The organism is uncultured Halopseudomonas sp., assembly GCF_963977355.1.
GTDB lineage: Bacteria > Pseudomonadota > Gammaproteobacteria > Pseudomonadales > Pseudomonadaceae > Halopseudomonas.
Map to the genome: position 1 here is coordinate 1 of NZ_CAXBOV010000035.1, position 24542 is coordinate 24542.

The following is a 24542-nucleotide window of genomic DNA, read 5'->3' on the forward strand; positions in this document are numbered from 1 at the left end:
CAAGATGAACCCATGGGAAGAGTTCTCCAGCAAGTTCAACAAGGGCGACAAGATTTCCGGCTCCATCAAGTCGATCACCGATTTCGGTATCTTCATTGGTCTGGACGGCGGCATCGATGGTCTGGTTCACCTGTCCGACATCTCCTGGAACGAAGCTGGCGAAGAAGCCGTGCGTCGCTTCAAGAAGGGCGACGAGATCGAGACTGTCATCCTGTCTGTTGATCCTGAGCGTGAGCGCATCTCCCTGGGTATCAAGCAGCTGGAAGACGATCCGTTCTCCAACTTCGCTTCCCTGAACGAGAAGGGCACCATCCTCAACGGTATCGTCAAGGAAGTTGACGCCAAGGGCGCCATCATTACTCTGGCCGAAGAAATTGAAGGCACGCTGAAAGCCTCCGAAATCAGCCGTGACCGGGTTGAAGATGCACGCAACGTTCTGAACGTCGGCGACGAAGTTGAAGCCAAGATCATCAGCATCGATCGCAAGAGCCGTGTGATCAGCCTGTCGATCAAGGCGAAGGATGTTGAAGACGAGAAAGAAGCGATCCAAGGTCTGCGTCAGCAGGAAATGGCCGCTTCCGGTCCGACCACCATTGGTGATCTGATCAAGCAGCAGATGGAAAACAAGAACAATTAATTCCTGTTCTTGTAGTTCCTGAAAAAGGGCGACTTCGGTCGCCCTTTTTTTTGCTCTTTTAACAAGCTCAAGTTCCGAGTATTCAGTTTCAAACTAGGAGTCTCCTGGATCGGCTTTTAGCAAGGGTGCCTCTCTTGATTCTCTCCTGGTTGCCACGATTCGCTGGCAGGCATTAACGTATCGGGTTGCAAGGATTGCATCCAGCTTCAGGCTTTGAGGCTTCAGCGCGGACCTTGTAGCTTGCGGCTTCCTCCCAAGCATGTTAAAACCGATAAAAATAGATCTAGCCGCTTGATAAAAAAGGAAAATCATGACCAAGTCGGAGTTGATCGAGCGCATAGTCGAGCAACAGGGACAGTTATCAGCCAAGGATGTTGAATTGGCGATCAAGACCATGTTGGAACATATGTCTCAGGCGCTGGCCAGCGGGGAACGGATCGAAATCCGTGGCTTCGGGAGTTTTTCCCTGCATTATCGCGCGCCACGTGTTGGCCGTAACCCCAAGACGGGCGACTCCGTTGAGCTTGACGGGAAGTACGTGCCGCATTTCAAGCCCGGCAAGGAGCTGCGTGACCGCGTAAACGAGTCGCTACAGATGGCCTGAAGCGGTATCTCAGGCACTTGGCACTAGGCTATACTGCCCAGACACGAATGGACTGGAGTAGTGTTGTATGCAATGGCTGAAGCGCGCAGTGCTTATTATTTTCCTCTTGCTCGTCGCACTGGCTACGCTGGATTTTGTTCTGGAAAACCAGCAGAGCACTCAACTACAGTTTCTTGAGCTGCAATCCCCGGCCATGCCTCTCTCCCTGTTTGTCATTATCGCCTTCATCCTGGGTAGCTTGTTGGGTGTGTTTATCGGTTGGCTGATCACTACGCGCCTGCGCCTGAAGCTCATGGTTCAAAGCAATGAACTCAACCGCTACCGCAAGGAAGTCGACAAGCTCCGCACCCAGGCAATCAAAGGCTGATATTCATGCAGGAACTCATGTTCCTCGGGCTCTTCGTACTGGCTCTTGGCATAGGTTGGTTCCTTGGTCGCAGGGAAGCAATCAAGGTCGGTTTCATGATTCAGCCCCACGGCAGCGCTCTGGATCGGCAGTACTTCATCGGTTTGAACTACCTGCTGAACGAACAGCCCGACGAGGCGATCGAAACCTTTATTCGTGCTCTTGAAGTCAATCCCGAAACCGTTGAAACGCACATAGCGATCGGTAAGCTGTTTTGCCAGCGCGGGGATGTCGAGCGCGCGATCAAGGTTCACCAGAATCTCCTGGCCCGTCCCAATTTGAGTCGTCACCAGGCAGATAACGTCCAGCTGGAGCTGGCCCGCGATTACCTTGCCGTCGGAATGCACAACCGCTCAGAGCGCTTGCTGGAGGAGTTGGTTGAAAATGGCTCGCCACTGCGTGCAGATGCGCTGGTAGACCTCGTCAAGGTGTATGAGCGCGAACATGAGTGGTCACAAGCGACTTCAGTTGGTGAAAAGCTGATACGTGAACGACCCGAATTCGGAGTCACGCTTGCTCACTATTATTGCGAGATGGCCCTTGAGCCGATTCGTCAGCAGGAGATAACTCAAGCGCGCAAGCATCTTCAACGTGCGCTCCGGGCCGATTCTGGATGTTCCCGTGCCATTCTCCTGCTGGCCGAACTTGAACAGAGTCAGGGGAAGTACAAGGAATCTGCAAACTATCTGCAGCGCCTTGCTTCAACGGATTCCAATATGGTGCCTGAAGCCTTGCCGCTAGCAAGGCGCAGCGCTGATAATGGAGCTCTGGATCTGGGCGAGTACCTGGACGCTGCAATCGACCGGGGGCCTCCGATGATCGATACGGTTCTCGCTCGTGCTGATGACATGCGCTCCTCAGGCAGTCTTAGTGAGGTCAGTCGCTTCGTCCTGCAACACATACAGCGTCAACCGTCATTGCGGGGGCTAATGTACCTGATCGATCTACATCTGGATCACGTGGATGCCAAGGGAAAGGAAAATCTGCTTATTCTTCGAGATGTAGTCGAAGCACTGGTGCGCGAGAAGCACCGTTATCGGTGCACTTCCTGCGGCTTCATGGCCAAGCGATTGCACTGGCAGTGCCCTACATGCCATGGCTGGTCCACAATCAGACCTCTCAAGGGTCACGAAACAGCGTAAAAGCATCACCACTTTCTACAGGAATGATTCATGCCCTGCGATACCCCGGTAATAGTTGCCCTGGATTTCCCCGAAGCTGCTCCAGCCATCGCCATGGCTGATCAGCTTGACCCCTCCAAGTGCCGACTCAAGGTGGGTAAGGAGCTTTTTACCTGTAGCGGTCCGGCCATTATCGAAGCATTACATCAGCGTGGCTTTGAGGTATTTCTGGATCTCAAATTCCATGACATCCCCAATACCACGGCCAGTGCGGTGAGAGCGGCTGCAGAGCTCGGGGTGTGGATGGTCAATGTTCACGCGAGCGGTGGTCGACGCATGATGGATGCCTGTACGGAGGTATTGCACTCCAGGGGAGGGCACCGTCCACTGTTGATCGCAGTAACGGTACTGACCAGCCTCGAGCAGGAGGACCTGCAGGAGGTCGGGGTGGACATAGAGCCCATGGTGCAGGTGCAGCGGCTTGGGCGATTGGCCCAGGAGTGCGGGCTGGATGGGCTTGTATGCTCTGCCCGTGAGTCCAGAGCGCTGCGTGGCGCATTGGGCGACGATCTGTTGCTGGTGACCCCTGGCATTCGACCCGCAGAATCAAGCGCAGATGACCAGAAGCGAATTGTCACACCTGCCCAGGCAATGGCCAATGGCAGCAGCTTTATGGTGATTGGTCGACCTATTACCCGTTCTCCTGAACCTGCTCAGGCACTGGACAGAATACTGGCAGAATTACCGAACTGATCGAGATTGGGTATCGGGAAGCTTTATGTTTGAGCGCACCGTAAAGCTTCTATATCTGCCCGCACTGTTTCGAAGCGTTTGGTCAGATGGCCTTTTTGCTTGTCGCTAGATAAATGAATCAGGTCAGTTATCAGGCTAGCTGCGAGGTCCTGATTGGATGCGGCGTAGAGGTCATAGGAATCGGTCCGAAATTGCTCGCGTTCAATCAGTAAGGTTTTGATCTGCTGGTCAAATGCTGGCTCGTTGCGATCTTCCAGTGTTGCCAGAAAGGCAGCCTGCCAGGCCAGCCTGTTCTCAAGCCAGATAGCATTTCGCCCCTGCAGTTGCTCAGCCCACTCTGCCAGTCTTGCATATTGTTGTTTATCGAGCGGTCCCAGCCAATCCTCCAGCCGCTCCTCGGCACGCTCCATGCGTTCCTGATATTGGGACTCAAGGTCCGGCTCTAGGTATTCCTCTTCCAGTTCAGCATGCTTTTCCTTCAGATTGGCGGTGAGCTCCTCAATCTGCTCTGTATCGAGTTGGCTTATTAATCCTGAGATGGTGGGTGCGATCTCTATCAGCAGTCTATCCACAGCTGTTTCAACCTGCGGTAAGCCCTGTGAGAGCATGCTGGAATCGAGATTTTTGTCGTAGAGGGTGGACTCGAGATGATCAAGTAACGGCAGATAGCGAGGCAGCTCGGTGCTGCAGTGCCATGCCAGCTGTTCTTTGGTCCGAGCGCTCAACCAGCGCTCCTGCTCGCCAGTGAGTGAGACGTAGCTACCCACTCTCCAACTGATCAACCAGTCCAGGTTGTTATATGCCAACCGGCTGGCGCTGCACGCGGCAAGCGAAATAATGCTGGCAACGAGCACAAGTGCTTTTAGGTATTGGTTGCAGTACCGGTTGAACATCAAATTTCCCCTTACGACACCGAGATAGAATAGTGGCTTCGGTCTGGCAGTGTCGGGCGAAAGTGTGTCATTTCCAGTCTGCAGTGGGTGGTTATTGCAGGACGTTGTCGATGATGGCCTCGATAATACCGTTAGTGGTATTGATCAGTACGGCGTCGGTTCCTACTTGCCGCCAGTCGTAGCCTGGATAGCTTGGAAGTCTGGAATGCACTCGGCTATCGAATTTTTTAGCTATGCCGGGGGGAAGTGGTTTGCCGCGGGCTAGATTCTTGCGGATGCCAGGCGGCAGTGACGTATCGGCTTCAATAAAGCTTCGTTCATCGCGGAAAACAGCACGAATAACCGCTTCCTCAAGGGTTATTTGGCGGCCGTCCCGAGTTTCGTAGCGCCCCTCTGAATGCTTCTTGTCTTCATGCTGGGCATGTTTGTCTTTGTGTCCATTGTTGCCACGATTCTCGGGTGGCTGAGCACTGGTACCGGCGGAGCCGAAACCCAGAGCCAACATGATGGTTATCGCAGAAATTCGGTTGCGGGAACTGGGCATATTATTCTCCTGTTGCTGGTGTAGACAGCAGAGCTGGCTGTTGGTTCACGCGGGGCTTGAACCTTTCAACTGAAAAGCTGTTGCCGGATATAAGGCTGCTGAATAAGATTGATCGTGGTTTCTGATAGTGGGTCATAACCCTGTCCGGCCTTGGCAATGCAACGGCATACTGTTAAAGAGTTTAGAGATTCTGAAAGTGACCTATCGGTCGTCTTTGATAGCATCGAATTCAGACTCTCAAGGATCGGCATGCAGACTCGGATTTTGGAGATTACTCTGGGAGACGATCCGAGGCTACAGCCGATTATCAGAGCTTGGACAACAATAACAGGCCGGGTCCTCCGAATAGACGGTTGATACCGAGCAGTTCATCGGGAGCGAGACATGAGTCAGTCAGGTATCTTGAAGCGGTCGACCATTCTTATCCATGGTTCGGTGGGTATGCCTCTGGCGATCATCGGCTATCCGCTAGTGGTATATCTGCCACCGTTCTACGCTCAGGAAGTGGGCTTGAACATGGCGCTGATGGCCATTGTGCTGGTCATTGCCAGGATGTCCGACGTGGTTACCGATCCCTTGATTGGTACGCTGAGTGATCGCTGGCAGACTCGCATAGGTCGACGCAAGCCCTGGCTGATCATGGGTATGCCTTTGATGTTGCTTGGCACCGTCATGATCTTCATGCCTCCGGAAGGAGTAGGTATAGGCCACCTTCTGACGTGGACAATCATCATGTATCTGGGTTGGACCATGGTGACTTTGCCCTATGGCGCCTGGGGTGCCGAGCTATCGCCCTTGTATCATCAGCGTAGTCGCGTAACGGCCTCCCGGGAGGGGTTTGTACTGATCGGTCTGTTTCTCGCTGCTCTCGCGCCGGCCGTGGTGCAGGCTATGGGTGCCAAGTTCCAGGCGGGTGACACTGACGGGGCACTGATGCAGGCGTTGATCTGGATGATCGGCAAGGACGGTCAGCTAGGCATTGGATATGGTCCTATTCTCGCGAGCATGGCCTGGCTGCTGATCATCCTGCTGCCATTGACGGTATTCATGGTGGTTACCCGGGTTAAGGAGGCACCGCCTCAGTCTGTGCAAAAAACAGACTGGAAGCAGGGAATGCGCGTGCTGAAAAATAATGGCCCTTTCAAGCGCATGATATTGATGCTGCTGATCGTCGTGACGGGTGAGTCTTTTCGCAACGCCTTATCCGTATTCTTCATGCAGCATGTCATTCAGATCCAGGCGCAAATCGGTTTGATGTATCTGATCTACTTTGGTGTAGGCATTCTTGGTATTCCTTTCTGGCTGATACTCGGTAAACGCATCGGCAAGCACAAGGCCTTCTGTGTGGCTGTGGGGATTTCCAGTGGCAGTATTCTCGGTATGTTCTTCCTGCAGGCGGGTCAACTGGTACCTTTTGCGGTGATGTTTGCGGTCAAGGGCTTCTGTTTTGCGGCTTTCCAGTTCCTGCCCCTTTCGATGCTGGCTGATATCGTGGATGTGGATACTGCGCGTAGTAAGGAGCATCGCACTGGGCTGTTTTTCGCCATGTCCGGTATGGCGCAGAAGTTTGCAATGGCCATCGGCCTGGGCCTGTCCCTCGGTCTATTGGCGTTGGTCGGCTTCGATGCCACTCAGGCAGTCCATACCGACGGTCAGTTGATGGCATTGCGGGTGCTCTACATAGTTGGACCGGTGATTCTGTACATGATGGCCTTTGCTGTTGCCTGGAAGTATCCGCTGACTTCGGAGCGCCACGAACGCATCCATCAATGGATCCAGCGACGTAATGTGCGTTTGCAGATTGTGCCCTGAGCGCATAACGCATTTGTCCGGACGCTGGCTTTTGCAGCGTCTGGACAGAATGCAGGCATATCCGGATGTGTCCTGGTTGGTTATGCTGCCATCCAACAGTAAGGACAGACGTAAAAGGATAGATCCGGATGTCACAGCAATCGCAATTCAGTCTCCTGGAAAAAAGGCGTTTCCTGCCGTTTTTTCTGACCCAGTTTCTCGGTGCATTCAACGATAACGTATTCAAACAGGCGCTTATTCTGGCGATCCTGTTCAAGATTACGGTGCTTGCTGATCGCAACATACTGATCAATCTCAGCGCGATGCTGTTCATTCTGCCGTTCTTTCTTTTTTCTGCCCTTGGCGGTCAATTTGGCGAGAAGTTTGCCAAGGACTCCCTGATTCGCATGATCAAGATTGGTGAAATAGGCATCATGCTGGTAGGCGCAGCAGGGCTACTGCTGGGCAGCTTACCCTTGCTTCTGGCTGTACTCTTTGCAATGGGCACGCAGTCGGCGCTTTTCGGACCGGTAAAGTACTCGATACTGCCGCAGCATCTGCAGCCTGATGAGCTTATCGGTGGTAATGCCCTGGTCGAGATGGGTACCTTTCTGGCGATTCTTGGAGGAACGCTTTACGCGGGTCTGCTCATGTCCGGGGCCTCGTGGTCCGCTTGGGTTGCAGTTTCGGTACTGGTTCTGGCCGTGCTCGGGTTTCTGGCCAGTTTGTGGATTCCCAGGGCCCACGCGGCCATGCCCGAGCTGAAAATCGACTGGAACATCTTCCGGCAATCGTGGGCCATCCTGCATCTCGGTCTGGTCAAGCAGGTTCCGTCTGTATCCCGTTCCTTGCTGGGGAATTCCTGGTTCTGGTTTCTGGGCGCAACCTACCTGACGCAAATTCCTGCCTTTGCCAAGGATTACCTGCATGGCGATGAAAGTGTCGTAACCCTTATTCTTACTGTGTTTTCGGTAGGTATCGCCACAGGGTCGCTGCTCTGCGAGCGTATGTCGGGACGCAAGGTGGAAATAGGTCTGGTGCCCTTCGGGTCCCTGGGGCTGACAATCTTTGGTCTGCTGCTTTGGTGGGGTGCTAGCGACGTGCCGGCAGCCGCTGAGACCTATGGTTGGCTGCAGCTGATGGCGCTGCCCTCCGCATGGTGGATTATGGGCTGTATTTTAGGTATTGGCGTGTTCGGAGGCTTTTACATTGTTCCCCTCTATGCTCTCATCCAGTCTCGTACCAGTGAAAACGAACGAGCGAGGGTGATAGCTGCCAACAACATACTCAATGCCCTGTTGATGGTGCTGTCAGCAATAACCGCGATTGTACTTCTCACTGTCGCGGAGCTCTCGATTCCGCAGCTGTTTCTGGTCATTTCGCTGATGAACGTCGCCGTCAGTGCCTATATTTACAGTATCGTGCCGGAATTCGGCATGCGCTTTCTGATCTGGCTTCTTGGCCATTCGCTCTACCGAGTGCAGCATGACAACCTGGATGCGATTCCAGAGGAGGGACCCTGCCTGTTGGTTTGCAACCATGTTTCCTACGTGGATGCCATGCTGATTGGAGGGGCGATTAGACGTCCCGTGCGGTTTGTCATGTATCACCGGATTTATGATTTACCGGTACTCAACTTTGTTTTTCGTACGGCGGGTACAGTGCCCATCGCTCCCCGGGACGAAAATCCCGAAGTCTACGAGGCCGCGTTCAAGCAAATTGGCGCTTACCTCGATGCGGGAGAGGTGGTTTGTATTTTTCCTGAGGGTAAATTGACCATCAACGGCGAGATGAACGAGTTTCGCAATGGGATGGCCCGCGTGCTGGAGCATAATCCCGTCCCGGTCATTCCCATGGCGCTGCGTGGGCTTTGGGGCAGTTTTTTCAGTCGTCATCCCAACAAGGGATTTTTCCGTCGGTTCTGGTCCAGGGTGTGTTTGATTGCGGGAGACCCGGTACCCGCGGAGCAGGTGACTGCGGAACTGATGCACAGTCGTGTAGCGGAGCTAAGAGGTAAGGCTGCGTGACTCGGTCTATCAGGCAGAGTGAACAAATTCTTGCCTGGACCGAGGAAGGGGTGCTCAACGCCGATCAACTATCGGCCCTGGCTGAAAATGAGTCTCTAGTGCCGGACAGCGCGCTTTGGCGCGCATTTATCGAACGGGTTGCGACACTCGCAGGTGTTGTGTTGATTGCCGTAGGGGTGATCTTCTTCTTCGCCTGGAACTGGGCCGATATGCACCGTTTTGCCAAGTTGGCCCTGGCCATGGCGGGGTTGTCGGGCTTTACTGCCCTGGCTGCTCTTGCTGCCCCTTTCGCGACGCTTTACCGAGCGGCTCTTTTGGGTTGCTGTATTGCTACTGGAGCGTTGCTGGCTCTGATCGGCCAGATTTATCAGACCGGGGCTGATATATGGCAGCTCTTTGCAGTATGGGTAGCGCTGATCATCCCATGGGTGGTGATTTCCGGCTCCAATGCATGTTGGGGGTTTTTCTGGGCGCTGGGTAACTTCGCAGTCGTGGTGTTTTTTGCCCAGTCCCAATGGCAGGGCCTGTATGCCGGTCTGCCTGGGTACCAGGCGTTGCTGGTGCTGGCCTTGGCGAACGGAGCCCTGCTCCTGATGTTCGAATACTTTGGCACCCGGTTACTGACCTATCCAACGCGTACTGTTCAGCGTCTGGCCTGTCTCGGTGTGTTAACGCCGTTGGGGTGGGGTGCCTCGACTGCGTGGTGGGTCAATGACTTCAGGGTATTGCTGCCGATATTTCTGATCGTCGGTCTGATCATATTGCTGTTCTATCTTAGGCAGCGCCGTGATCTGCCGATCCTGGCAATGGTTCTGTTCTGGCTGATTTTCGTCGTGTCGGTGGGGCTGGTTCGAGTGTCGATGCAAGCGCAAGCCGCGTTCTTTCTGTTCAACGGTATAGGTTTGTTTGTTCTGGTCAGTAGCGGTCTTGCGGCACTCTGGCTGAATCGTCTGGCTCGGGAGCTCCGGACATGACAAGCGATTGGCTCAATGAGTTGCTAACGCAAATGCAGGCACAGTTGAACCTCGATGCCTCACAGCGCGAAGCTTTACTCGCGGGCAGCCAGTCTCCCTGGTGGCTTTCGGCCCTGCTTGGAATGGCCGCGTGGGTTTCATCTTTACTGTTTATCCTTTCCTTCCTGGGGCCCTGGCTTGCGTTGATCGAGGACCCATTTGGCCGCGCCGTGGCGGGTGTACTGTTGATCCTTGCGGCACTCTGGATGTTCCGTCGCGAACATCTATTCACCAACCAGGTTGGCCTGGCCCTCTCGCTGACAGGCCAAGGTCTGTTGGTTTTCGTGCTCGCTGATCAGTTAGGTGGCGGCCGGGATAGTCTGCGTCCAGTTGCCGTCACGATTATGCTGCTGTCAGGCATTCTGTTCTGGTTGCCATCTTCTTTTATCCATCGCCATGTGTGTGCCCTGCTGATGCTTAGCAGTGCGGCAGTAGCGCTGGGTGCCGGTGTCGGCCTCGCGTTCTATTGCGTGCTACTGGCCGCTGCTGCCTGCACGCTATGGCTGGAGCGCCTGCGCTGGGTATGTCACCCCCATGCCAGCCGCATTCGGGCATTGGTCGATGCAGCGACATTTCTGTCGTTGGTGTTGGCAGCGATGCCCCACCAGCAGCTGTTCAGCCATCTGTTCGACATCCCACCTCACGCCGCCGGACACTGGGTCAATGCCGTTTATCCTGCGGGTATGTCTGCAATATTGTTAGGTGTGGTTGCCTGGCTTGGTCGTCATCGAACTGGAGCAGGTTACTGGTCTGTATTGGCTTTTACTATTCTCATAACGGTACTGACCTACTCGACGCCTGGCTTTCTGTTGAGTCTCGCATTTGGCCTTGTTCTGTTTCAGGCGCGCAATCGCAGTTGGCTTTTGCTATTACCTGCATTTGTGACCTTTTACCTGTTTGTTCTCTACTACAACCTGACTATCAGCCTGCTGGAAAAGTCCCTGCTGGTGATTGCCTGTGGTGCTGTTTTGCTCGCCGGAGCCAGGCTGTTGCCCTTGTTGCAGGGGAGGCCAAGATGAGTCGTTTTGCGGTACGCGGGGCCATTTTCGCTACATGGGCGCTGATCGCCAGCAGCACTTTTCTTATCGTACAGGGTCATGAGCAAACGCTCGCGCAGGGTGACCTGATATTGCTTGAACTGGCGCCGGTCGACCCACGGTCACTCATGCAGGGTGACTATATGGCGTTGCGCTTTGCTGCAGATGATCAGCTGGCTGCTGGTTCCGTCGATATTGAAAGCTCCATCAAAACTAGCTATGCCTATTTCACGCTTGATGCTCAGGGTCGAGGAGAGTTCGCGGCGGTTGGAGATGCGCCCAGCTCCGAGCCAGACCAGCTCAGTATGCGTATCCGTAAAATCAATGGCCGGTACTCAATAGGCCCTAATGCCTTCTTTTTTCAGGAGGGTACTGGAGGCCAGCTCGAGGAAGCAAGATGGGGTGGCTTCAGGGTGGCAACCGATGGCTCCGCGCTTTTGGTCTCACTCCATGATGCAGAGTTGCAGGCTCTGGGGACGCAGGAACGCTAGGGACAATCAACGATCTAAGACCGTGACCTGTAAAGCTGACGCTTTAGGGGAAAAGGATTTGTGACGGGTTCATGAAGTCTGCGATGCAGACTTTTTGAAGAACAGCATGCCAGGCTTGCGCCCGGCGATATTACTTGGCTGCGGGTCGACCTGGGCGTGGGGCGCCGTAGACTTGACCGCTCTTGCCGTTGGGGATCTTCTGGATTTCACCGCCTGAGGCGAGAAACGCGTCGATCTGGTTATCGATGGACTTGCTGGTGGCGACTGCTGCGTCGGCCTTGCGTTTGCTTGGGGCGGTTTTGGCTGCGGGTTTGGCTGTCATGAATACCTGCCTGAATAAAAGTAGTCGGGCATTTTACACTTTTTTCTTGCATTTTGCTACGCAGTTGTTTAGCGGATGCGTAAAATACCCTTGCTACCCGGTCTCAGTGCTGGTGTCCGCCATCCCCATGGGCATGTCCGTGAGCCAGTTCGTCTTCGCTTGCTTGGCGAACTGAAAGGATTTCGACTTCGAATGTGAGGTCCTTGCCAGCCAACGGATGATTACTGTCTACGGTTGCCTGGGAAAGCCCGACCTTTACTACAGTGACTTGACGCTGGCCTTCCTCGGTCTGGATGATAGCTACCATGCCAGGTTTCCACTTCTTGGCGCCGTGCAGGTGCTTGACTTGAACCTTTTGCAGCGCATCTTGCTCGCGTGCACCGTAGGCTTTATCCATGGGCAAGTGAACGGTGAAGGTATCTTCGGCACTGTGGCCTTCCATAGCGTCAACCAGGCCCTCTACCAGGCCTGGTTGGCCGTGCAAATAGAGCACAGGTTGATGGTCATGGGAGCTTTCCAGAACGCCAGTAGCGTCTGAGAGGGTGTAGTGGAACTGGACTACCGTATTCTTGGCGATCTGCATCTTTTAAATTCCGCTCGGGATGGGTGTCATTGACCCGCCATTATCACGTCCGAGCGGTTTATTTCCAACCTGAAGGCTAAGATTACTGGCGCTGCTCGCCCCAAAGGTCATCAAGACGCCCATCGCGTCCGCAGGTAGTGCGATAGTAGCGATAGCGAAGAGAATTTTTCTGATAATAATTCTGGTGATATTCCTCGGCAGCGTAAAACGCTGTCTTCGGGAGTACGTCTGTCACAATGGGCTTGTCGAGGCTGCCGGCTTCGGTCACTGCGCTCCTGGATTGCCCGATAATATCCTTTTCCTGCTCATCACCATAAAACAGGGCTGTACGATACTGGGCTCCCCGATCACAAAACTGCCCACCAGCGTCAACGGGGTCTACTGTAATCCAGTAGTAATCCACCAGAGTCTTGAAATCTGTCTGGGCCGGGTCGTAGAACACGGCAACCGCTTCGATGTGATCGGTTTTACCTGACGAAACAGCTTGGTAATTGGCCGTCTCGGCATCACCAGCGATGTAACCGGAAACGGTCTGCAGGACGCCAGTTTTCTTATCGAAGTCCGCTTCCGTGCACCAGAAGCAGCCGCCTGCAAAGACCGCCATTTTGCTTCCCTCTGGGCCGTCTGACTCCTGAAGAGGCTCGTTTGCCAGAGCGGCTTGCTGCCCCAAGCCCATCACCAACAGGATTCCAATTAAAAATTGACGCATTATCAGCCTCTCAATTCAGGTAGTTCGTCACCTTCGGCAACGAAATCAAGTGCAACACCATTATTACACCAGCGTTCGCCCCTTGGTGGCGGTCCATCATTGAAAACATGGCCCTGGTGGCCACCACAGCGGGCGCAGTGGTACTCGGTTCGCGGCCAGATCATGCTGTAGTCCTGCTTGGTGCCCATGTGTCCTTCGATAGGTTGGGTGAAGCTCGGCCAGCCTGTTCCACTATCAAATTTGTTTTCACTCGCAAACAGCGGCAGGTAACAGGCGGCACAGACATAGGTGCCAGGCTCGTAAACCTTGTCAAGCGGGCTGCTTCCAGGCCGCTCGGTGGACTCCTCGAAGAGGACTTCATAAGCCGGTTCGGAAACCTTGTCGCGCCAATAACTGTGAGGCCGATCCAGGGGTTCAAATTGCATGTGTGGCTCCGTACTGCCTGTGGTCTGGGCGAAGCTGGTGCGTGCCAACAAGGGGAGGGCGGGTAACGCCAGTAATCCCGACAGAAGAGTTCTGCGATTCATGATGATTCCTGTTTGGAGTGTTACAGCTTCAGACTAGCTCTGCTGTTGCCTATTACAAAGTATCTGATCATTTCAGGACGTGTAGTGATAACACAAACATGCGAGGGAATATTGCTTGTGACTATATAAATGGACAGTTTGCGAATATGCTTCATCGGCAACTTTGATTGCGTGGTTGCTAGTAAAACAACATCGATAACAGCAGAGGTTTTGATGAGATACCTATCATTTCGCAGCACTGTGCTGCTGCCCGTTGTGGGCTTCGCGGCCGGCATTGCCGCCCTAGCCATGCCATTGCATGCCCAGGAGCAGGACCAGGAGCAATACCGGATTTCTACCCCGCGTTTGCAGATGATGGGGCAGGCCATGCAGGCTCAGGTTGCTGAAAAGAAGCTAGCAGGCATTGCCACGCTGGTTTGGCAGGATAACCAGATCGTCTACCGCGACCAGGCGGGCTACCAGAATGTGGAAAATCAGGCTCCGCTGACTGATGACACCATTTACAAGATCTTTTCCCTGACCAAGCCGATTACTGGTACTGCATTGTTGATGTTACATGAGCAAGGTCATTTCGAGCTGGATGATCCTGTTGAGAAGTATCTGCCGGAGCTTGCGGATCTGCGTGTCGAAATTGCCGATGGCCCTGACGGTGAGCTTCGTACCGAGCCGGCGCATCATCCAATCACCGTTCGCGAGTTGATGACCCACACTGCGGGCTTTACCTATGGCCGTTTTTCCCAGTCGCAGACCGATCGGCTGTATGTCGAGAAGGATCTGCAGAATATCGATTCCACCCTGGCCGAGATGGTAGCCAAACTTGGCACCTTGCCCCTGCGTCAGCAGCCCGGAACACAGTGGCACTACAGCGTGGCGGTAGATATTCAGGCGCGCCTGGTTGAAGTCTTTTCCGGCATGGCTTTTGACGAGTTTTTGCAAACGCGCATCTTCACACCGCTGAAAATGGTCGACACTGGATTTTATGTGCCGGAGAGTAAGCAGGCCCGCTTTGCAGTTTCCTACACCCCAACCGAGGATGGCCTCAAGCCTTATCCAAACGGCCCCTGGTTGAGTAAACCGTCGTTTCTCAATGGCGGAGGTGGCCTGGTTTCAACCATGGATGATTATTTGCGTTTCGCCCGCATGTTGCTCAACGACGGCGAGTTGGATGGGGTGCGGATACTCAAGCCAGAAACTGTTGAGATGATGCGTAGCAATCAGCTGCCGCCAACCGTTGACGGCCCCGATTGGGCGCCAGGCAATCAATTCGGTTTGAATGTGGCCGTGGTAAGCGACAGTGAAAAAGCACAGTATCTGCCGGTTGGTACCTACTGGTGGTGGGGTATCCACGGCCCGTGGGCCTGGATCGATCCAGCCAACGACATAATCATTCTGGGCATGATGCAGAACACCGATTACCGGCATTCACGTGTGGTCCATGGAACTGTCAGCAATATCCTCTATCGTCCTGCACCCTGACGCTGGAGCGTCGCCGACGATAGACATTCTATCGCTCGGCGGCGTCCGGTTTGGCAGCGTCAAACATTTGCTCGAGGGGAAGCTGGGCGTGGACGTTGACACTGCCCTGGGCGGTAAATACGACCAGGTGATCGGCGGCAATGCGAATGCCTACGTTATCCCCCAATAGATGATCATCATGGCTTGGGAAAATGGCTTCGAGAATGCTGCCGGTAGGCAACTGCAGGCGGTACATCGTTGTCGCGCCCAGGAAGGTCTTGCCGATTATGGTCGCCTGTAGCGAGCTGTCATGCTGTCCGACAATGTCGTCGGGCCGCAGTAATACATCCACTGCACTGCCCGCCTGCAGCTTGTAGGCGCGATTACCGCGGATGACGCCGAGTTCGGTCTGTACCGTATCGGGCGATATCAGTTGCCCGCGAATGAAGTAGCCCTGGCCTATGAAGCTGGCGACAAAAGGTGTCGCAGGCTCGTGATACAGATTGTAGGGAGAATCCCACTGTTGCAGTTTGCCGTCGCGCAGTACACCCACATGGTCACTGACCGCGAAGGCCTCGTTCTGATCGTGGGTCACCAGCAAAGCACTGATACCCCGTTGCTTGAGTATGTCGCGCACTTCGCCGGACAGTCTGCGTCGTAATTCGCCGTCGAGGTTGGAAAAAGGTTCGTCCAGGAGTAGCAGCTCGGGATCGGGTGCCAATGCGCGTGCCAGCGCCACACGCTGCTGCTGACCGCCCGACAACTCATGGGGATAGCGTTTGCCCAGTTGAGTGAGTTTCACCAGGTCCAGCAGCTCCTCGACGATTCGCTGGCGCTCGGGATGTCGATTGATCCCGAAGGCAATATTGTCCTGCACCGTCAGATGGGGGAAAAGTGCATAGTCCTGAAAGACCATGCCGATGCGGCGCCGCTCTGGAGGGCTGGTTTTGCCCGGGCTGGACAAGCGCTCACCGTTCAGCTTGATTTCACCTGCAGTGACCGGTTCGAAGCCGGCAATCGCGCGAAGAATAGTGGTCTTGCCGCAACCGGAGGGTCCGAGCAGGCAACCAATGTCGCCATTGCGCAGATGAATATCGAGCCCTGTCACTACGGGATGGCCAGCGTAACCGCAGGCCAACTGATTCAGCTCGAGAACGATGCTTTGGGTGTCTGGCATGGTGACTCCTGGATCAGTCGGCGAGCAAGAATTCCACCAGAGCCTTTTGGGCATGCAGGCGATTTTCTGCCTGATTCCAGACAACGCTGCGCGGATCTTCCATGATCTGGTCGTCCACTTCTTCGCCACGGTGGGCGGGCAGGCAGTGCATGAACAACACCGATTCGTCGGCGTGATCCAACATGGCCGGGGTGACCTGGTAGGGCGCAAATCGCTTTAAACGGGCCTGGGCCTCATCTTCCTGCCCCATGGATGCCCATACGTCGGTATTGACCAGGTGCGCACCCGCCACTGCTTCCAGCGGGTCACGGGTCACGGTGACCCTGTCGCCGGCCTGGTCAAGAAACGCCTGATCAGGTTCGTAGCCCTCCGGGCATGCGACCCGCAGCGTGAAATCGAACTGTATCGCCGCCTGGATAAAGGTATTGCACATGTTGTTACCGTCACCTACCCATGCGACGGTCTTGCCCTGAATGCTGCCGCGATGTTCCAGATAAGTCTGCATGTCGGCCAACAGTTGGCAGGGGTGCAGATCATCGCTCAGTCCGTTGATGACTGGTACGCGTGAGTACTGGGCAAAGGTTTCAAGGTCCTGATGGGCGAAGGTCCGAATCATGACTGCATCGCACATGCTTGACAGAACCCGGGCGCTGTCCTCGATTGGCTCGCCGCGGCCCAATTGGGTGTCCCGAGGCGAGAGGAATATAGCCTGACCACCCAGCTGAATCATGCCTGCTTCGAAGGATACCCGCGTACGCGTGGATGCTTTTTCGAAGATCATCGCCAGTACACGGTTTTTCAACGGCTCGTAGATGACGCCCTGCTGGTGCAGAGACTTGAGTTCGACGCCCCGTTTGATCAGTCCGATCAACTCGGCCTGCGAGCAGTCCATCAACGAAAGAAAGTGCCGTACAGTCATGTTTACTACCTGGAAAGTGGCCGGTCAGAAACCAGAAACAGAAAGCCCTACCGTGACCCGAAGGCCCGATACAAGCCATACCCAAAAAAGAGAAGACGCTGATCTTATCGGTAAAATCCGCTGCAAGGCAAATACCCGCAGAGATACTGTGGGTGCTCGGGTGAATCAGAGCAATGAATGCTGGTGCATTTTGCCCCTTGTCGCCTTACCCGGCACAGCCTAGAGTTGGGTGCTAAAAATAGCTCACAACAGAGACAATCCCATGCCTGTAACCCACTTCCGAGCCTGTCACCTTTGCGAAGCCATCTGCGGCCTTGCTATCGAGACTGAAGGCGACCGTATCCTGTCGATTAAGGGCGACGCCCAGGATCCGTTCAGCAGAGGGCATATCTGCCCAAAGGCCATTGCGTTGCAGGATATTCAGAATGATCCGCAACGTTTGCGCATGCCGGTAAAAAAGGTAGGCGATGCCTGGGAGCAGATCGGCTGGCAAGAGGCCTTTGATCTCATCGCCGAGCGGCTTGCGGGCATTCAGACGGAGCATGGGCGCAATTCCGTAGGGGTATATATGGGCAACCCCAATGTCCACAACTATGGATCGATGACCCACGGAAATTATTTCCTGGGCCAGTTGCGCACCCGGCAACGTTATTCAGCAACCTCGGTAGACCAGCTACCGCACCATCTGGTTTCCCTGTGGATGTACGGCCACATGCTCGCTATACCGATTCCGGATATCGACCACACGGACTTTTTCCTGATGCTCGGCGCCAACCCGATGGCCTCCAACGGCAGCATCATGACGGTGCCGGATGTGGGCAAGCGTATAAAGGCGCTCAAGGCACGCGGTGGCAAACTGGTTGTGGTTGATCCGCGTCGCAGCGAGACAGCCGAGCAGGCCAGCGAGCATCTGTTCATTCAGCCCGGCACCGATGCTGCGCTGTTACTGGCGCTGCTCAATACGCTGTTTGAAGAAGGGCTGGGCAAGAGCAGCCCCGCGCTTGAAGCGACTGTAGGAATCGAGGAGGTCAAATCGGCGGTTGCTTCCTTTACTGCGGAGGCGATGGCGGAACATTGTGGCATTGATGCCGATAGCATCCGTCAATTGGCCCGGGATTTTGCGGCCGCCGAACGGGCTGTCTGTTATGGCCGCATGGGTGTATCGGTGCAGCGCTATGGCACCCTTTGCCAATGGCTTATCCAGATCATCAACCTGGTCACTGGCAATCTGGATCAGCCGGGTGGGGCGCTTTGCACCGAGCCGGCCTTTGATGTTGTGTCCGGCAAGCCCGGCCATTTCGACCAGTGGCGCAGCCGGGTGTCCAACCTGCCTGAGTTTAACGGTGAGCTTCCGGTTGCGGCGCTGGCCGAGGAGATACTGACGGCAGGAGAAGGGCAGATCCGTGCGCTGGTTACCTCGGCGGGCAATCCGGTGCTGTCCACTCCGAACGGCCGTCAGTTGGATCGTGCCCTGGAGAGCCTCGAGTTCATGGTCAGTGTTGATTTGTATATCAACGAAACCACTCGGCACGCAGACATCATTCTGCCGCCCACCGCCTCCCTGGAACATGATCACTACGACATTACGTTCAATACCTTTGCTGTGCGCAACGTCACCCGAATCAATCAACCGATCCTTCCCAAGCCCGAGGGCAGTCTGCACGACTGGGAAATCTTTGTCGGCCTGGGTCAGGCGTTTTCGCGTGTCACCGGGCAGGAAGCCAGAGCAACCATGCCCCCCGCTCAGATGATCGATGCAGGGCTGCGTGCTGGCCCCTATGGTGACCGACTCAGTCTGGAGGTGCTGGAGCAGCATCCCCACGGAATCGACCTGGGCCCGCTCAAGCCCAATCTCCTGAGCAGGCTCAGGACGGACAGTGGTCAGATAGAGTGTGCGCCGCAGACCATGCTTGAGGACTTGCAGCGCTTTGCTACTGATATCGATCAGTTGCGCCCGCGTGAGGGTGAGTTGCGGCTGATCGGTCGTCGGCATGTACGCAGCAACAACTCCTGGATGCACAATTATCAAAGACTGGTGAAAGGCAAGCCGCGCGACCAACTGCTTATGCACCCGGATGATCTGGTGCGGCGTGGGCTGGCTGACGGGCAGCAAGTGGTTGTCCGTTCGAGGGTAGGGGAGGTCACGGTAATGGTGAATGCCAGTGACGAAATGTTAGCTGGCGTAGTGAGCCTGCCCCATGGCTGGGGCCATAATCGCACCGGCACGGCGCAGGATACGGCCACCAAGCATGCTGGCGTCAGCGCCAATGACCTCACCGATGAGCAATACCTTGACCCGGTTACCGGAAATGCTGCGCTTAATGGTGTGAAAGTGGAGGTAGTAGCTGCATAAGGCCGGTGAGTATTTACGGCCGGCTTAATGCGCTACAATAGCGCTATTTGCAGGCTCGCTCGCCTACATCAGCTACAGAGGAAAAAACCATGGACACTATTGATACCATCAAAGAACAGATCGGCAAGAATCCGGTCCTGATCTACATGAAGGGCGCACCTAATGCTCCCCAGTGCGGCTTTTCGGCCCGTGCCGTCCAGGCTCTGATGGCCTGCGGCGAAAAGTTTGCCTATGTGGATATCCTGCAGAATCCGGATATTCGTACCGAACTGCCAAAGTATGCCAACTGGCCGACCTTTCCACAGCTGTGGGTTGGTGGAGAGCTGGTGGGCGGTAGCGACATCATCATCGAGCTGCACGAGTCCGGTGAACTGACCACCATGGTCAAGGCCGCTACACAAGCCGAGTAAGCTGCAACGTAAAAAGCCCGCCCCGGCGCATCAGCGCAGGGGCGGGCTTTTTTTTGCCTAATCGAACAGGCCCTCAAAGGGCAGAAATGGCAGCTGATCGCCCCTGGCCACCGTCTTGCCAGCAGTAATGCAAACCAAACCGCTGGCTTCAGTTGCGCTGCTCAGTACACCAGAGCTCTGATTGCCGGCCAATACCACATGGCCGTCCTCCAGCCGAGCCCTCAGGTACTCATCCCGGTTTCCAGGTTTTTTCCAATCAAACCCGGCAGCCACATCCATGGTGACCGGAGCCACCTGTTGTATACCCAGCCGGCGCAGGAGGTAAGGCCTTACCAGTAATAGAAAAGTGACCAGCACAGCCGCCGGATTACCGGGCAGACCCAGTACCGGCGTGCCGGCAAAGCGGGCCAGGGTAAAGGGCTTGCCCGGCTTGATTGCCAGCTTCCACATGTCCAGCTCGCCGTGCTCGCGTAGTGTTTGTCCGAGATAGTCTGCTTCGCCGACCGATACGCCACCCGAGGTAATAATCACATCAGCCCGACCTGCAAGGCTTTGCAGGCGCTTATGGGTAGCGTCTGGATCGTCCTCGAGAATGCCCGCATCGATTACCTGCTGACCCAGACGTTGCAGGCAGCCGATCAAGGTATAGCGGTTGCTGTTGAATATCTGGCCGGCGCCCAGTGGCTGTCCGGGCTCAACCAGCTCGTCGCCTGTCGACAGCACCGCGATGCGCAAGGGCTTTAACACCTCTACGGTAGACCTGCCCACCGAAGCTATCAGCCCCAGGTCTTGCGGCCTGAGCCGCGATCCCGTGTCAAGCAACAGGCTACCGGCGTTGATGTCCTGGCCCCTGGGACGAATGTTCTGACCTGGCCGCAGGGCATGTGCAAAGGAGGCCTGGCCCTGTTCATCCACGTTGACGTTCTCTTGCATCTCGACCGTATCAGCACCTGCGGGTATGGGTGCCCCGGTGAAAATACGTGCGCAGGTGCCGCGCATGAGCGCTGGTGGTGCCATCCCTGCGGTAATTCGTTGGCTGACCTTCAGCCCGGCTTGCATGGCTGTGATCATGTCTTCGGTATGCAAGGCATAACCGTCCATCGCGCTGTTATCCCATGGCGGAACGTCGTATTCGGAGAACAGTGGCTTGGCGAGTACACGGCCCAGGGCATCAGCCAGCGGCACCGTTTCCGCCCCGGGCAGAACCTCACCCGAGGCACTAGCCAGTACGCGTTGCAAGGCTTCGCTGACGGCCATCAAGCTCATGAACGGGTGCCACAGGCCGGGGCAGCCGCTAGATGCTGTACGAAGTTGCAGGGCCTTGTCCGACTGTCGAGCTGTTCTTGCAATATCCGGTCCCAAGCCGTGCGGCAAGCGCCTGTTGAGCCCGGCATGCAAACTACCAGGGTGCGATTGGCCAGGCCGGCCAATGCGCGCGACTGTAATGTGGAGGTGCCTATCTCCTCCCACGAGACATGCCTGAACAGCTCGCCGAAGCCGTCGACCAGCTTGTCGAGTAGCGGCGTGACCGCTTCTGGCGTGCTGTCGCGCCCGGTAAAGCCGGTACCACCGGTGATCAGGATGACCTGCACCTCTGGGCGTACAATCCAGTCTGAAATCACAGCGCGTATGCGATAGACGTCGTCAGGATGCAATTGACGGTCGGCAAGGGTATGACCTGCGGCCGATATGCTGTCTGACAGAAACTGGCCTGAGCTATCGGTATCCAGATTTCGTGTGTCGCTGACGGTAAGCACAGCGATATTCAGGGGGTTAAATTCGGCAGTATCATGGCCCATTGCGGGGTATCCTTTGGCAGTTTTCGCACCCGCTGTTATATCACAGCACAGCAACAGGAGGCTGCCATTGGCGTCAGCTAACAGTTTCAGATTGAGTGCCCTGCTGCTTGCAGGAGGTCAGGGTAGACGGCTCGGCGGCCAGGACAAGGGGCTTATGCCATGGCGAGGCAAGCCGGTAGCAGCGCATTTGACCGGCATTCTGAAGCCGTTGGCCGACCAGGTATTGATCAGTTGCAACCGCAACCACGCTGTGTACCAGCAATGGGCAGACCAGGTGATCCTGGACGACGAGCCGGATTTCCCAGGGCCGCTTGCAGGTATCCTGGCTGGCCTACGCGTCTGCAGCGGCACGCATCTTCTGGTGATCCCCTGTGATATGCCGCAAGTGGATTCTAATTTGCTTGAAATGTTGATTGATCAGGCTAGTCACGGGCCTGGCGAGGTGTGTCTGCTGCGCTCAGGTGAACAATGGCAGCCGCTTATTACAGTGATCCCCAAGGTCCTGCTACCGGCTTTGCAGACGGCCTGGAACGAGGGCCAACGGAGCCCTTTGCGCTGGCTGCTCGGCCAATCCCACAGTACCCTGGAAATGCCCGCCGATGACGCTCGATTCAGCAATGCCAACTTGCCGGCTGACTGGACAACCCACGGCTAACCCACTGCTTGAGCAGTGAATTTTTGCCAAAGGGGTATTGTGATAAACACTCTTTTGGGTAAAATGCCGACACATCATCGGGGTGTAGCGCAGCCTGGTAGCGCGTCTCGTTCGGGACGAGAAGGTCGCTGGTTCGATTCCAGTCTCCCCGACCAATATCCTGTTTCTGGCCGTTTCCCGATAATCCAGAAACACGATCAAAGCCCGCCTTGAGCGGGCTTTTGCGTTTAACCATTACGCAAACAGGTCTCCCTCTCACCTTTCCGCTTGCCCACCCTGTATTACCTGCCGCAATCCGGACTCGATACTCTGCTGAACCAGCCAGCGGCGGAGTATCTGTATGCCTGGCTCATGCCGTCGACTGGATTTCCAGGCGAAGTAGAACTGGTCACCGGTTATCACATGGTGGCAGGGGAGCCGGACGAAATCGGCTGAATCTGATCGGTTGCTGAGCATGTAATCATTGGTTAGTGCAATGCCCTGATGGTATCGGGCGGCCTCAAGGGCAAGGAGCATATGGCTGAAGTGCTGCAGGCGCGTCTCTTTTGGAAGAGACAGCCCTTCCGCTTCAAACCATGCCGACCAGTCACCTCCTGTTTTGTTGTAGATACTATGGGTGGAAAGCAGTGGGTAGCTTTGGAGTAACAAGGGGTCCAACGGAGTTGATTGAGAATGCTGCAGACTGGGGTCGATATTCTGCTCACGGCAGATGGTTTGCCAGTAATGCTGACTGCACACCGGGAACAGTCGCTCGATGTAGAGCAGTTCATAGCTAAAGGCGGAAGAATTAGGTCTTACAGTAATAAAACAGTCGGCTACCCGGTCGGACAACTGCGGGTTCTCGCCGCTCATTTCCAGCGACAGATCCAGCTGCGGCCATTCCTTTTGCAATGCTGGTAGCCTTGGGACCAGCCAGCGGACGGCGAAGGAACTGAAAACTGACAATCGCAGACGTGCCGTTTCATGTCCCAATAGGTGTTCGCTGGCTCTTTCTATTTGCAGTAATGAAGTACTTATTGCATCGAAGTACTGACGACCTTCCTCGGTCAGAGCCAGGTACCGGCCGGTGCGGATAAACAAGGATTCTCCGAGATAGGTCTCCAGCTGCTTGATCTGATGACTCACCGCGCTCTGGCCGACGGCCAGTTCTTCGGCCGCCAGGGAGAAGCTGTTCAGTCGTGCCGCGGCCTCGAATACCGGTAAGGCTTTAAGCGGAGGTAATTTCATCGGCGTTCTCAGTATCTAAATAAATAATAGCGACTAGTTAAATATCATTTCCCCCGATACTCAGCAAATCCTAGACTCCCGGCTCATCGAATGAGTGTTCAGAGGTAGGTATGTCAGGTAAAACAATCAACAGCGCAATTCTGTTGTTGATCATCGGGAATGCGCTCGCGCTGATTTCCGATGTGTTCATCAAGTTTCTCGAGGAAAGCACCCCGGTTTTCCAATACGCGTTCATGCGCTGTGTCATTACGCTTTTGGTGTTGTTGCCGTTCTGGCGCCAGATCAATACCAGCAAACCGTTTGAGGGCGCGCGGTTGCATTTTATTCGTGGACACGTGCATCTGGTGGGTATCATCTGCATGGTCTACGCACTGATCGCCTTGCCACTGGCTACCGCCAATGCGGTGTTCTATGTGGCGCCGATCCTGGTCATGGTGCTTTCAGTGATCTTTTTCGGGGAGCGCCTGACCAGACTCAGTCTGGCTGCGGTCGTCAGCGGTTTCTTGGGCATTCTGGTGATATTGCGGCCAGTCGACTTTAGCTGGGCGGCTTTGGGTGCGCTGGGCTCGGCGACCGCACTGGCGATCAACGCCGTCCTGGTGCGCAAGCTGCCCCGCCAGCAATCCACGGTGCACAAGCTTTTTCTCAACTATCTGATGATCATTCCGCTATGCCTGGCGCTGGCGATATGGGAAGACGCGCAGTGGAGCAATGCGGTGTTCATCAGTGCGGTGGGCTCTTCGGTCTTTATCCTGGCCTATAACGTCTGTGTGCTGCTGGCTTATAAACATGTGGCTGCCAATCAGGTTACCAGCGCGGAATACACCGGGCTGATCTGGGCGGTGATCATTGGCTGGATATTTTTCGCAGAGGTGCCGGACCTCTGGTTCTTGGCGGGCAGTGCGATGATCGTGGTGCCGCTATTGATGATAGGGCTGCAGCAGCGGCGTATGCGCCTGCGCGCCACAAATCATGACCTGGGAGACACCCGCTATCATGCGGGCCCCGCAGTGGCGCAAGCACCTGTCGATAACGGTTCCCAGAACCCTGAGCCGCGCACTAGCTGACCAGGCACAAGCAACAAGGCCC

The 24542-nt window shown here is 55.3% G+C and carries 26 protein-coding genes, 1 tRNA gene and 1 pseudogene; 16 read left to right on the top strand and 12 right to left on the bottom strand.

Going from position 1 to position 24542, the window contains the following annotated elements:
* From AAC076_RS15785 to pyrF, 5 genes are all read left to right on the top strand, one after another.
* A partial coding sequence (locus AAC076_RS15785; RefSeq protein WP_339847522.1) for a S1 RNA-binding domain-containing protein occupies positions 1 to 637 on the top strand: 637 nt, incomplete at its 5' end.
* 310 nt (positions 638 to 947) lie between these two features.
* Positions 948 to 1241 carry an integration host factor subunit beta gene (gene ihfB, locus AAC076_RS15790; RefSeq protein ID WP_339847524.1) on the top strand — a complete coding sequence of 98 codons (294 nt, stop codon included), beginning with the start codon at positions 948 to 950 and terminating at the stop codon, positions 1239 to 1241.
* A gap of 67 nt (positions 1242 to 1308) precedes the next feature.
* Positions 1309 to 1608, top strand: a complete 300-nt coding sequence (locus AAC076_RS15795; protein ID WP_339847526.1) for a LapA family protein — start codon at positions 1309 to 1311, stop codon at positions 1606 to 1608.
* A 5-nt stretch (positions 1609 to 1613) separates the two neighbouring features.
* Complete coding sequence (gene lapB, locus AAC076_RS15800) at positions 1614 to 2789, top strand: lipopolysaccharide assembly protein LapB (RefSeq protein WP_339847528.1); 1176 nt, start codon at positions 1614 to 1616, stop codon at positions 2787 to 2789.
* Positions 2790 to 2819: 30 nt separating this feature from the next.
* Positions 2820 to 3521: an orotidine-5'-phosphate decarboxylase gene (gene pyrF, locus AAC076_RS15805; RefSeq protein WP_339847531.1), complete on the top strand. Its 702-nt coding sequence runs from the start codon at positions 2820 to 2822 to the stop codon at positions 3519 to 3521.
* 23 nt (positions 3522 to 3544) lie between these two features.
* Here the strand turns inward: pyrF and AAC076_RS15810 are convergent, their stop codons facing one another.
* Positions 3545 to 4414 carry a DUF6279 family lipoprotein gene (locus AAC076_RS15810; protein ID WP_339847533.1) on the bottom strand — a complete coding sequence of 290 codons (870 nt, stop codon included), beginning with the start codon at positions 4412 to 4414 and terminating at the stop codon, positions 3545 to 3547.
* A 91-nt stretch (positions 4415 to 4505) separates the two neighbouring features.
* Positions 4506 to 4958 carry an anti-virulence regulator CigR family protein gene (locus AAC076_RS15815; RefSeq protein WP_339847535.1) on the bottom strand — a complete coding sequence of 151 codons (453 nt, stop codon included), beginning with the start codon at positions 4956 to 4958 and terminating at the stop codon, positions 4506 to 4508.
* A gap of 384 nt (positions 4959 to 5342) precedes the next feature.
* Here AAC076_RS15815 and AAC076_RS15820 point away from each other — a divergent pair, with 384 nt between their 5' ends.
* The 5 genes from AAC076_RS15820 to AAC076_RS15840 all read left to right on the top strand — a co-directional run bounded on the left by AAC076_RS15820 (position 5343) and on the right by AAC076_RS15840 (position 11317).
* Complete coding sequence (locus AAC076_RS15820; RefSeq protein ID WP_339847538.1) at positions 5343 to 6770, top strand: MFS transporter; 1428 nt, start codon at positions 5343 to 5345, stop codon at positions 6768 to 6770.
* A gap of 128 nt (positions 6771 to 6898) precedes the next feature.
* Positions 6899 to 8776 carry an MFS transporter gene (locus AAC076_RS15825; RefSeq protein WP_339847540.1) on the top strand — a complete coding sequence of 626 codons (1878 nt, stop codon included), beginning with the start codon at positions 6899 to 6901 and terminating at the stop codon, positions 8774 to 8776.
* Positions 8773 to 9750 (top strand): DUF2157 domain-containing protein, encoded by a 978-nt coding sequence (locus AAC076_RS15830; RefSeq protein WP_339847541.1) that lies wholly within the window; start codon positions 8773 to 8775, stop codon positions 9748 to 9750. Before AAC076_RS15825 ends, AAC076_RS15830 begins: the two co-directional genes overlap by 4 nt.
* A complete protein-coding gene (locus AAC076_RS15835; protein ID WP_339847542.1) occupies positions 9747 to 10808 on the top strand; it encodes a DUF4401 domain-containing protein in 1062 nt (353 codons plus the stop codon). Before AAC076_RS15830 ends, AAC076_RS15835 begins: the two co-directional genes overlap by 4 nt.
* Positions 10805 to 11317: a GDYXXLXY domain-containing protein gene (locus AAC076_RS15840; protein ID WP_339847544.1), complete on the top strand. Its 513-nt coding sequence runs from the start codon at positions 10805 to 10807 to the stop codon at positions 11315 to 11317. Before AAC076_RS15835 ends, AAC076_RS15840 begins: the two co-directional genes overlap by 4 nt.
* A 130-nt stretch (positions 11318 to 11447) precedes the next feature.
* Here AAC076_RS15840 and AAC076_RS15845 read toward each other — a convergent pair whose 3' ends face one another.
* The 4 genes from AAC076_RS15845 to msrB form a co-directional block, all read right to left on the bottom strand.
* A complete protein-coding gene (locus AAC076_RS15845; protein WP_335605287.1) occupies positions 11448 to 11639 on the bottom strand; it encodes a hypothetical protein in 192 nt (63 codons plus the stop codon).
* A 103-nt stretch (positions 11640 to 11742) separates the two neighbouring features.
* Positions 11743 to 12222 carry a peptidylprolyl isomerase gene (locus AAC076_RS15850; protein ID WP_339847550.1) on the bottom strand — a complete coding sequence of 160 codons (480 nt, stop codon included), beginning with the start codon at positions 12220 to 12222 and terminating at the stop codon, positions 11743 to 11745.
* An 82-nt stretch (positions 12223 to 12304) separates the two neighbouring features.
* Entirely contained in the window at positions 12305 to 12931 is a 627-nt protein-coding gene (gene msrA, locus AAC076_RS15855) for a peptide-methionine (S)-S-oxide reductase MsrA (protein ID WP_339847552.1), read from the bottom strand.
* Between the two features lie 2 nt (positions 12932 to 12933).
* Positions 12934 to 13458 (bottom strand): peptide-methionine (R)-S-oxide reductase MsrB, encoded by a 525-nt coding sequence (gene msrB / locus AAC076_RS15860; protein WP_339847554.1) that lies wholly within the window; start codon positions 13456 to 13458, stop codon positions 12934 to 12936.
* 213 nt (positions 13459 to 13671) lie between these two features.
* Between msrB and AAC076_RS15865 the strand changes: the two genes are divergently transcribed.
* Positions 13672 to 14934 carry a serine hydrolase domain-containing protein gene (locus tag AAC076_RS15865; RefSeq protein WP_339847555.1) on the top strand — a complete coding sequence of 421 codons (1263 nt, stop codon included), beginning with the start codon at positions 13672 to 13674 and terminating at the stop codon, positions 14932 to 14934.
* 28 nt (positions 14935 to 14962) lie between these two features.
* Here AAC076_RS15865 and AAC076_RS15870 read toward each other — a convergent pair whose 3' ends face one another.
* The 3 genes and pseudogenes from AAC076_RS15870 to argF form a co-directional block, all read right to left on the bottom strand.
* Positions 14963 to 15508 carry a TOBE domain-containing protein gene (locus AAC076_RS15870; protein WP_339847573.1) on the bottom strand — a complete coding sequence of 182 codons (546 nt, stop codon included), beginning with the start codon at positions 15506 to 15508 and terminating at the stop codon, positions 14963 to 14965.
* A pseudogene (locus tag AAC076_RS15875) lies at positions 15506 to 16144 on the bottom strand (ABC transporter ATP-binding protein); the annotation flags it as partial. The pseudogene AAC076_RS15875 and the gene AAC076_RS15870, both read right to left, overlap by 3 nt.
* A complete protein-coding gene (argF, locus tag AAC076_RS15880) occupies positions 16104 to 17009 on the bottom strand; it encodes an ornithine carbamoyltransferase (protein WP_339847557.1) in 906 nt (301 codons plus the stop codon). The gene argF and the pseudogene AAC076_RS15875, both read right to left, overlap by 41 nt.
* 262 nt (positions 17010 to 17271) lie before the next feature.
* Between argF and AAC076_RS15885 the strand changes: the two genes are divergently transcribed.
* Both AAC076_RS15885 and grxD read left to right on the top strand, forming a co-directional pair.
* Positions 17272 to 19362, top strand: a complete 2091-nt coding sequence (locus AAC076_RS15885; protein WP_339847560.1) for a molybdopterin oxidoreductase family protein — start codon at positions 17272 to 17274, stop codon at positions 19360 to 19362.
* 89 nt (positions 19363 to 19451) lie between these two features.
* A complete protein-coding gene (gene grxD / locus AAC076_RS15890; RefSeq protein ID WP_339847562.1) occupies positions 19452 to 19772 on the top strand; it encodes a Grx4 family monothiol glutaredoxin in 321 nt (106 codons plus the stop codon).
* A 57-nt stretch (positions 19773 to 19829) separates the two neighbouring features.
* Here grxD and glp read toward each other — a convergent pair whose 3' ends face one another.
* Both glp and moaB read right to left on the bottom strand, forming a co-directional pair.
* A complete protein-coding gene (gene glp / locus AAC076_RS15895; RefSeq protein ID WP_339847564.1) occupies positions 19830 to 21038 on the bottom strand; it encodes a gephyrin-like molybdotransferase Glp in 1209 nt (402 codons plus the stop codon).
* Complete coding sequence (gene moaB / locus AAC076_RS15900; protein WP_339847565.1) at positions 21035 to 21571, bottom strand: molybdenum cofactor biosynthesis protein B; 537 nt, start codon at positions 21569 to 21571, stop codon at positions 21035 to 21037. Before moaB ends, glp begins: the two co-directional genes overlap by 4 nt.
* 67 nt (positions 21572 to 21638) lie before the next feature.
* Here moaB and mobA point away from each other — a divergent pair, with 67 nt between their 5' ends.
* Together mobA and AAC076_RS15910 are read left to right on the top strand one after the other, a co-directional pair.
* Positions 21639 to 22226: a molybdenum cofactor guanylyltransferase MobA gene (mobA, locus tag AAC076_RS15905; RefSeq protein ID WP_339847566.1), complete on the top strand. Its 588-nt coding sequence runs from the start codon at positions 21639 to 21641 to the stop codon at positions 22224 to 22226.
* A gap of 78 nt (positions 22227 to 22304) precedes the next feature.
* Positions 22305 to 22381: transfer RNA gene (locus AAC076_RS15910), tRNA-Pro, on the top strand.
* Positions 22382 to 22481: 100 nt separating this feature from the next.
* Here the strand turns inward: AAC076_RS15910 and AAC076_RS15915 are convergent.
* Entirely contained in the window at positions 22482 to 23453 is a 972-nt protein-coding gene (locus tag AAC076_RS15915; protein WP_339847569.1) for a LysR substrate-binding domain-containing protein, read from the bottom strand.
* Positions 23454 to 23563: 110 nt separating this feature from the next.
* Between AAC076_RS15915 and AAC076_RS15920 the strand changes: the two genes are divergently transcribed.
* On the top strand, positions 23564 to 24520 hold the full coding sequence (locus AAC076_RS15920) for a DMT family transporter (protein WP_339847571.1): 957 nt from the start codon (positions 23564 to 23566) through the stop codon (positions 24518 to 24520).
* The last annotated feature ends 22 nt before the right edge of the window (positions 24521 to 24542 follow it).

Excerpts from the sequence above, each read along its gene's own strand:
- ihfB (WP_339847524.1), top strand. The coding sequence starts at position 948 with ATGACCAAGTCGGAGTTGATCGAGCGCATAGTCGAGCAACAGGGACAG.
- AAC076_RS15795 (WP_339847526.1), top strand. The coding sequence starts at position 1,309 with ATGCAATGGCTGAAGCGCGCAGTGCTTATTATTTTCCTCTTGCTCGTC.
- lapB (WP_339847528.1), top strand. The coding sequence starts at position 1,614 with ATGCAGGAACTCATGTTCCTCGGGCTCTTCGTACTGGCTCTTGGCATA.
- pyrF (WP_339847531.1), top strand. The coding sequence starts at position 2,820 with ATGCCCTGCGATACCCCGGTAATAGTTGCCCTGGATTTCCCCGAAGCT.
- AAC076_RS15810 (WP_339847533.1), bottom strand. The coding sequence starts at position 4,414 with ATGTTCAACCGGTACTGCAACCAATACCTAAAAGCACTTGTGCTCGTT.
- AAC076_RS15815 (WP_339847535.1), bottom strand. The coding sequence starts at position 4,958 with ATGCCCAGTTCCCGCAACCGAATTTCTGCGATAACCATCATGTTGGCT.
- AAC076_RS15820 (WP_339847538.1), top strand. The coding sequence starts at position 5,343 with ATGAGTCAGTCAGGTATCTTGAAGCGGTCGACCATTCTTATCCATGGT.
- AAC076_RS15825 (WP_339847540.1), top strand. The coding sequence starts at position 6,899 with ATGTCACAGCAATCGCAATTCAGTCTCCTGGAAAAAAGGCGTTTCCTG.
- AAC076_RS15835 (WP_339847542.1), top strand. The coding sequence starts at position 9,747 with ATGACAAGCGATTGGCTCAATGAGTTGCTAACGCAAATGCAGGCACAG.
- AAC076_RS15840 (WP_339847544.1), top strand. The coding sequence starts at position 10,805 with ATGAGTCGTTTTGCGGTACGCGGGGCCATTTTCGCTACATGGGCGCTG.
- AAC076_RS15845 (WP_335605287.1), bottom strand. The coding sequence starts at position 11,639 with ATGACAGCCAAACCCGCAGCCAAAACCGCCCCAAGCAAACGCAAGGCC.
- AAC076_RS15850 (WP_339847550.1), bottom strand. The coding sequence starts at position 12,222 with ATGCAGATCGCCAAGAATACGGTAGTCCAGTTCCACTACACCCTCTCA.
- msrA (WP_339847552.1), bottom strand. The coding sequence starts at position 12,931 with ATGCGTCAATTTTTAATTGGAATCCTGTTGGTGATGGGCTTGGGGCAG.
- msrB (WP_339847554.1), bottom strand. The coding sequence starts at position 13,458 with ATGAATCGCAGAACTCTTCTGTCGGGATTACTGGCGTTACCCGCCCTC.
- AAC076_RS15865 (WP_339847555.1), top strand. The coding sequence starts at position 13,672 with ATGAGATACCTATCATTTCGCAGCACTGTGCTGCTGCCCGTTGTGGGC.
- argF (WP_339847557.1), bottom strand. The coding sequence starts at position 17,009 with ATGACTGTACGGCACTTTCTTTCGTTGATGGACTGCTCGCAGGCCGAG.
- AAC076_RS15885 (WP_339847560.1), top strand. The coding sequence starts at position 17,272 with ATGCCTGTAACCCACTTCCGAGCCTGTCACCTTTGCGAAGCCATCTGC.
- grxD (WP_339847562.1), top strand. The coding sequence starts at position 19,452 with ATGGACACTATTGATACCATCAAAGAACAGATCGGCAAGAATCCGGTC.
- glp (WP_339847564.1), bottom strand. The coding sequence starts at position 21,038 with ATGAGCTTGATGGCCGTCAGCGAAGCCTTGCAACGCGTACTGGCTAGT.
- moaB (WP_339847565.1), bottom strand. The coding sequence starts at position 21,571 with ATGGGCCATGATACTGCCGAATTTAACCCCCTGAATATCGCTGTGCTT.
- AAC076_RS15915 (WP_339847569.1), bottom strand. The coding sequence starts at position 23,453 with ATGAAATTACCTCCGCTTAAAGCCTTACCGGTATTCGAGGCCGCGGCA.
- AAC076_RS15920 (WP_339847571.1), top strand. The coding sequence starts at position 23,564 with ATGTCAGGTAAAACAATCAACAGCGCAATTCTGTTGTTGATCATCGGG.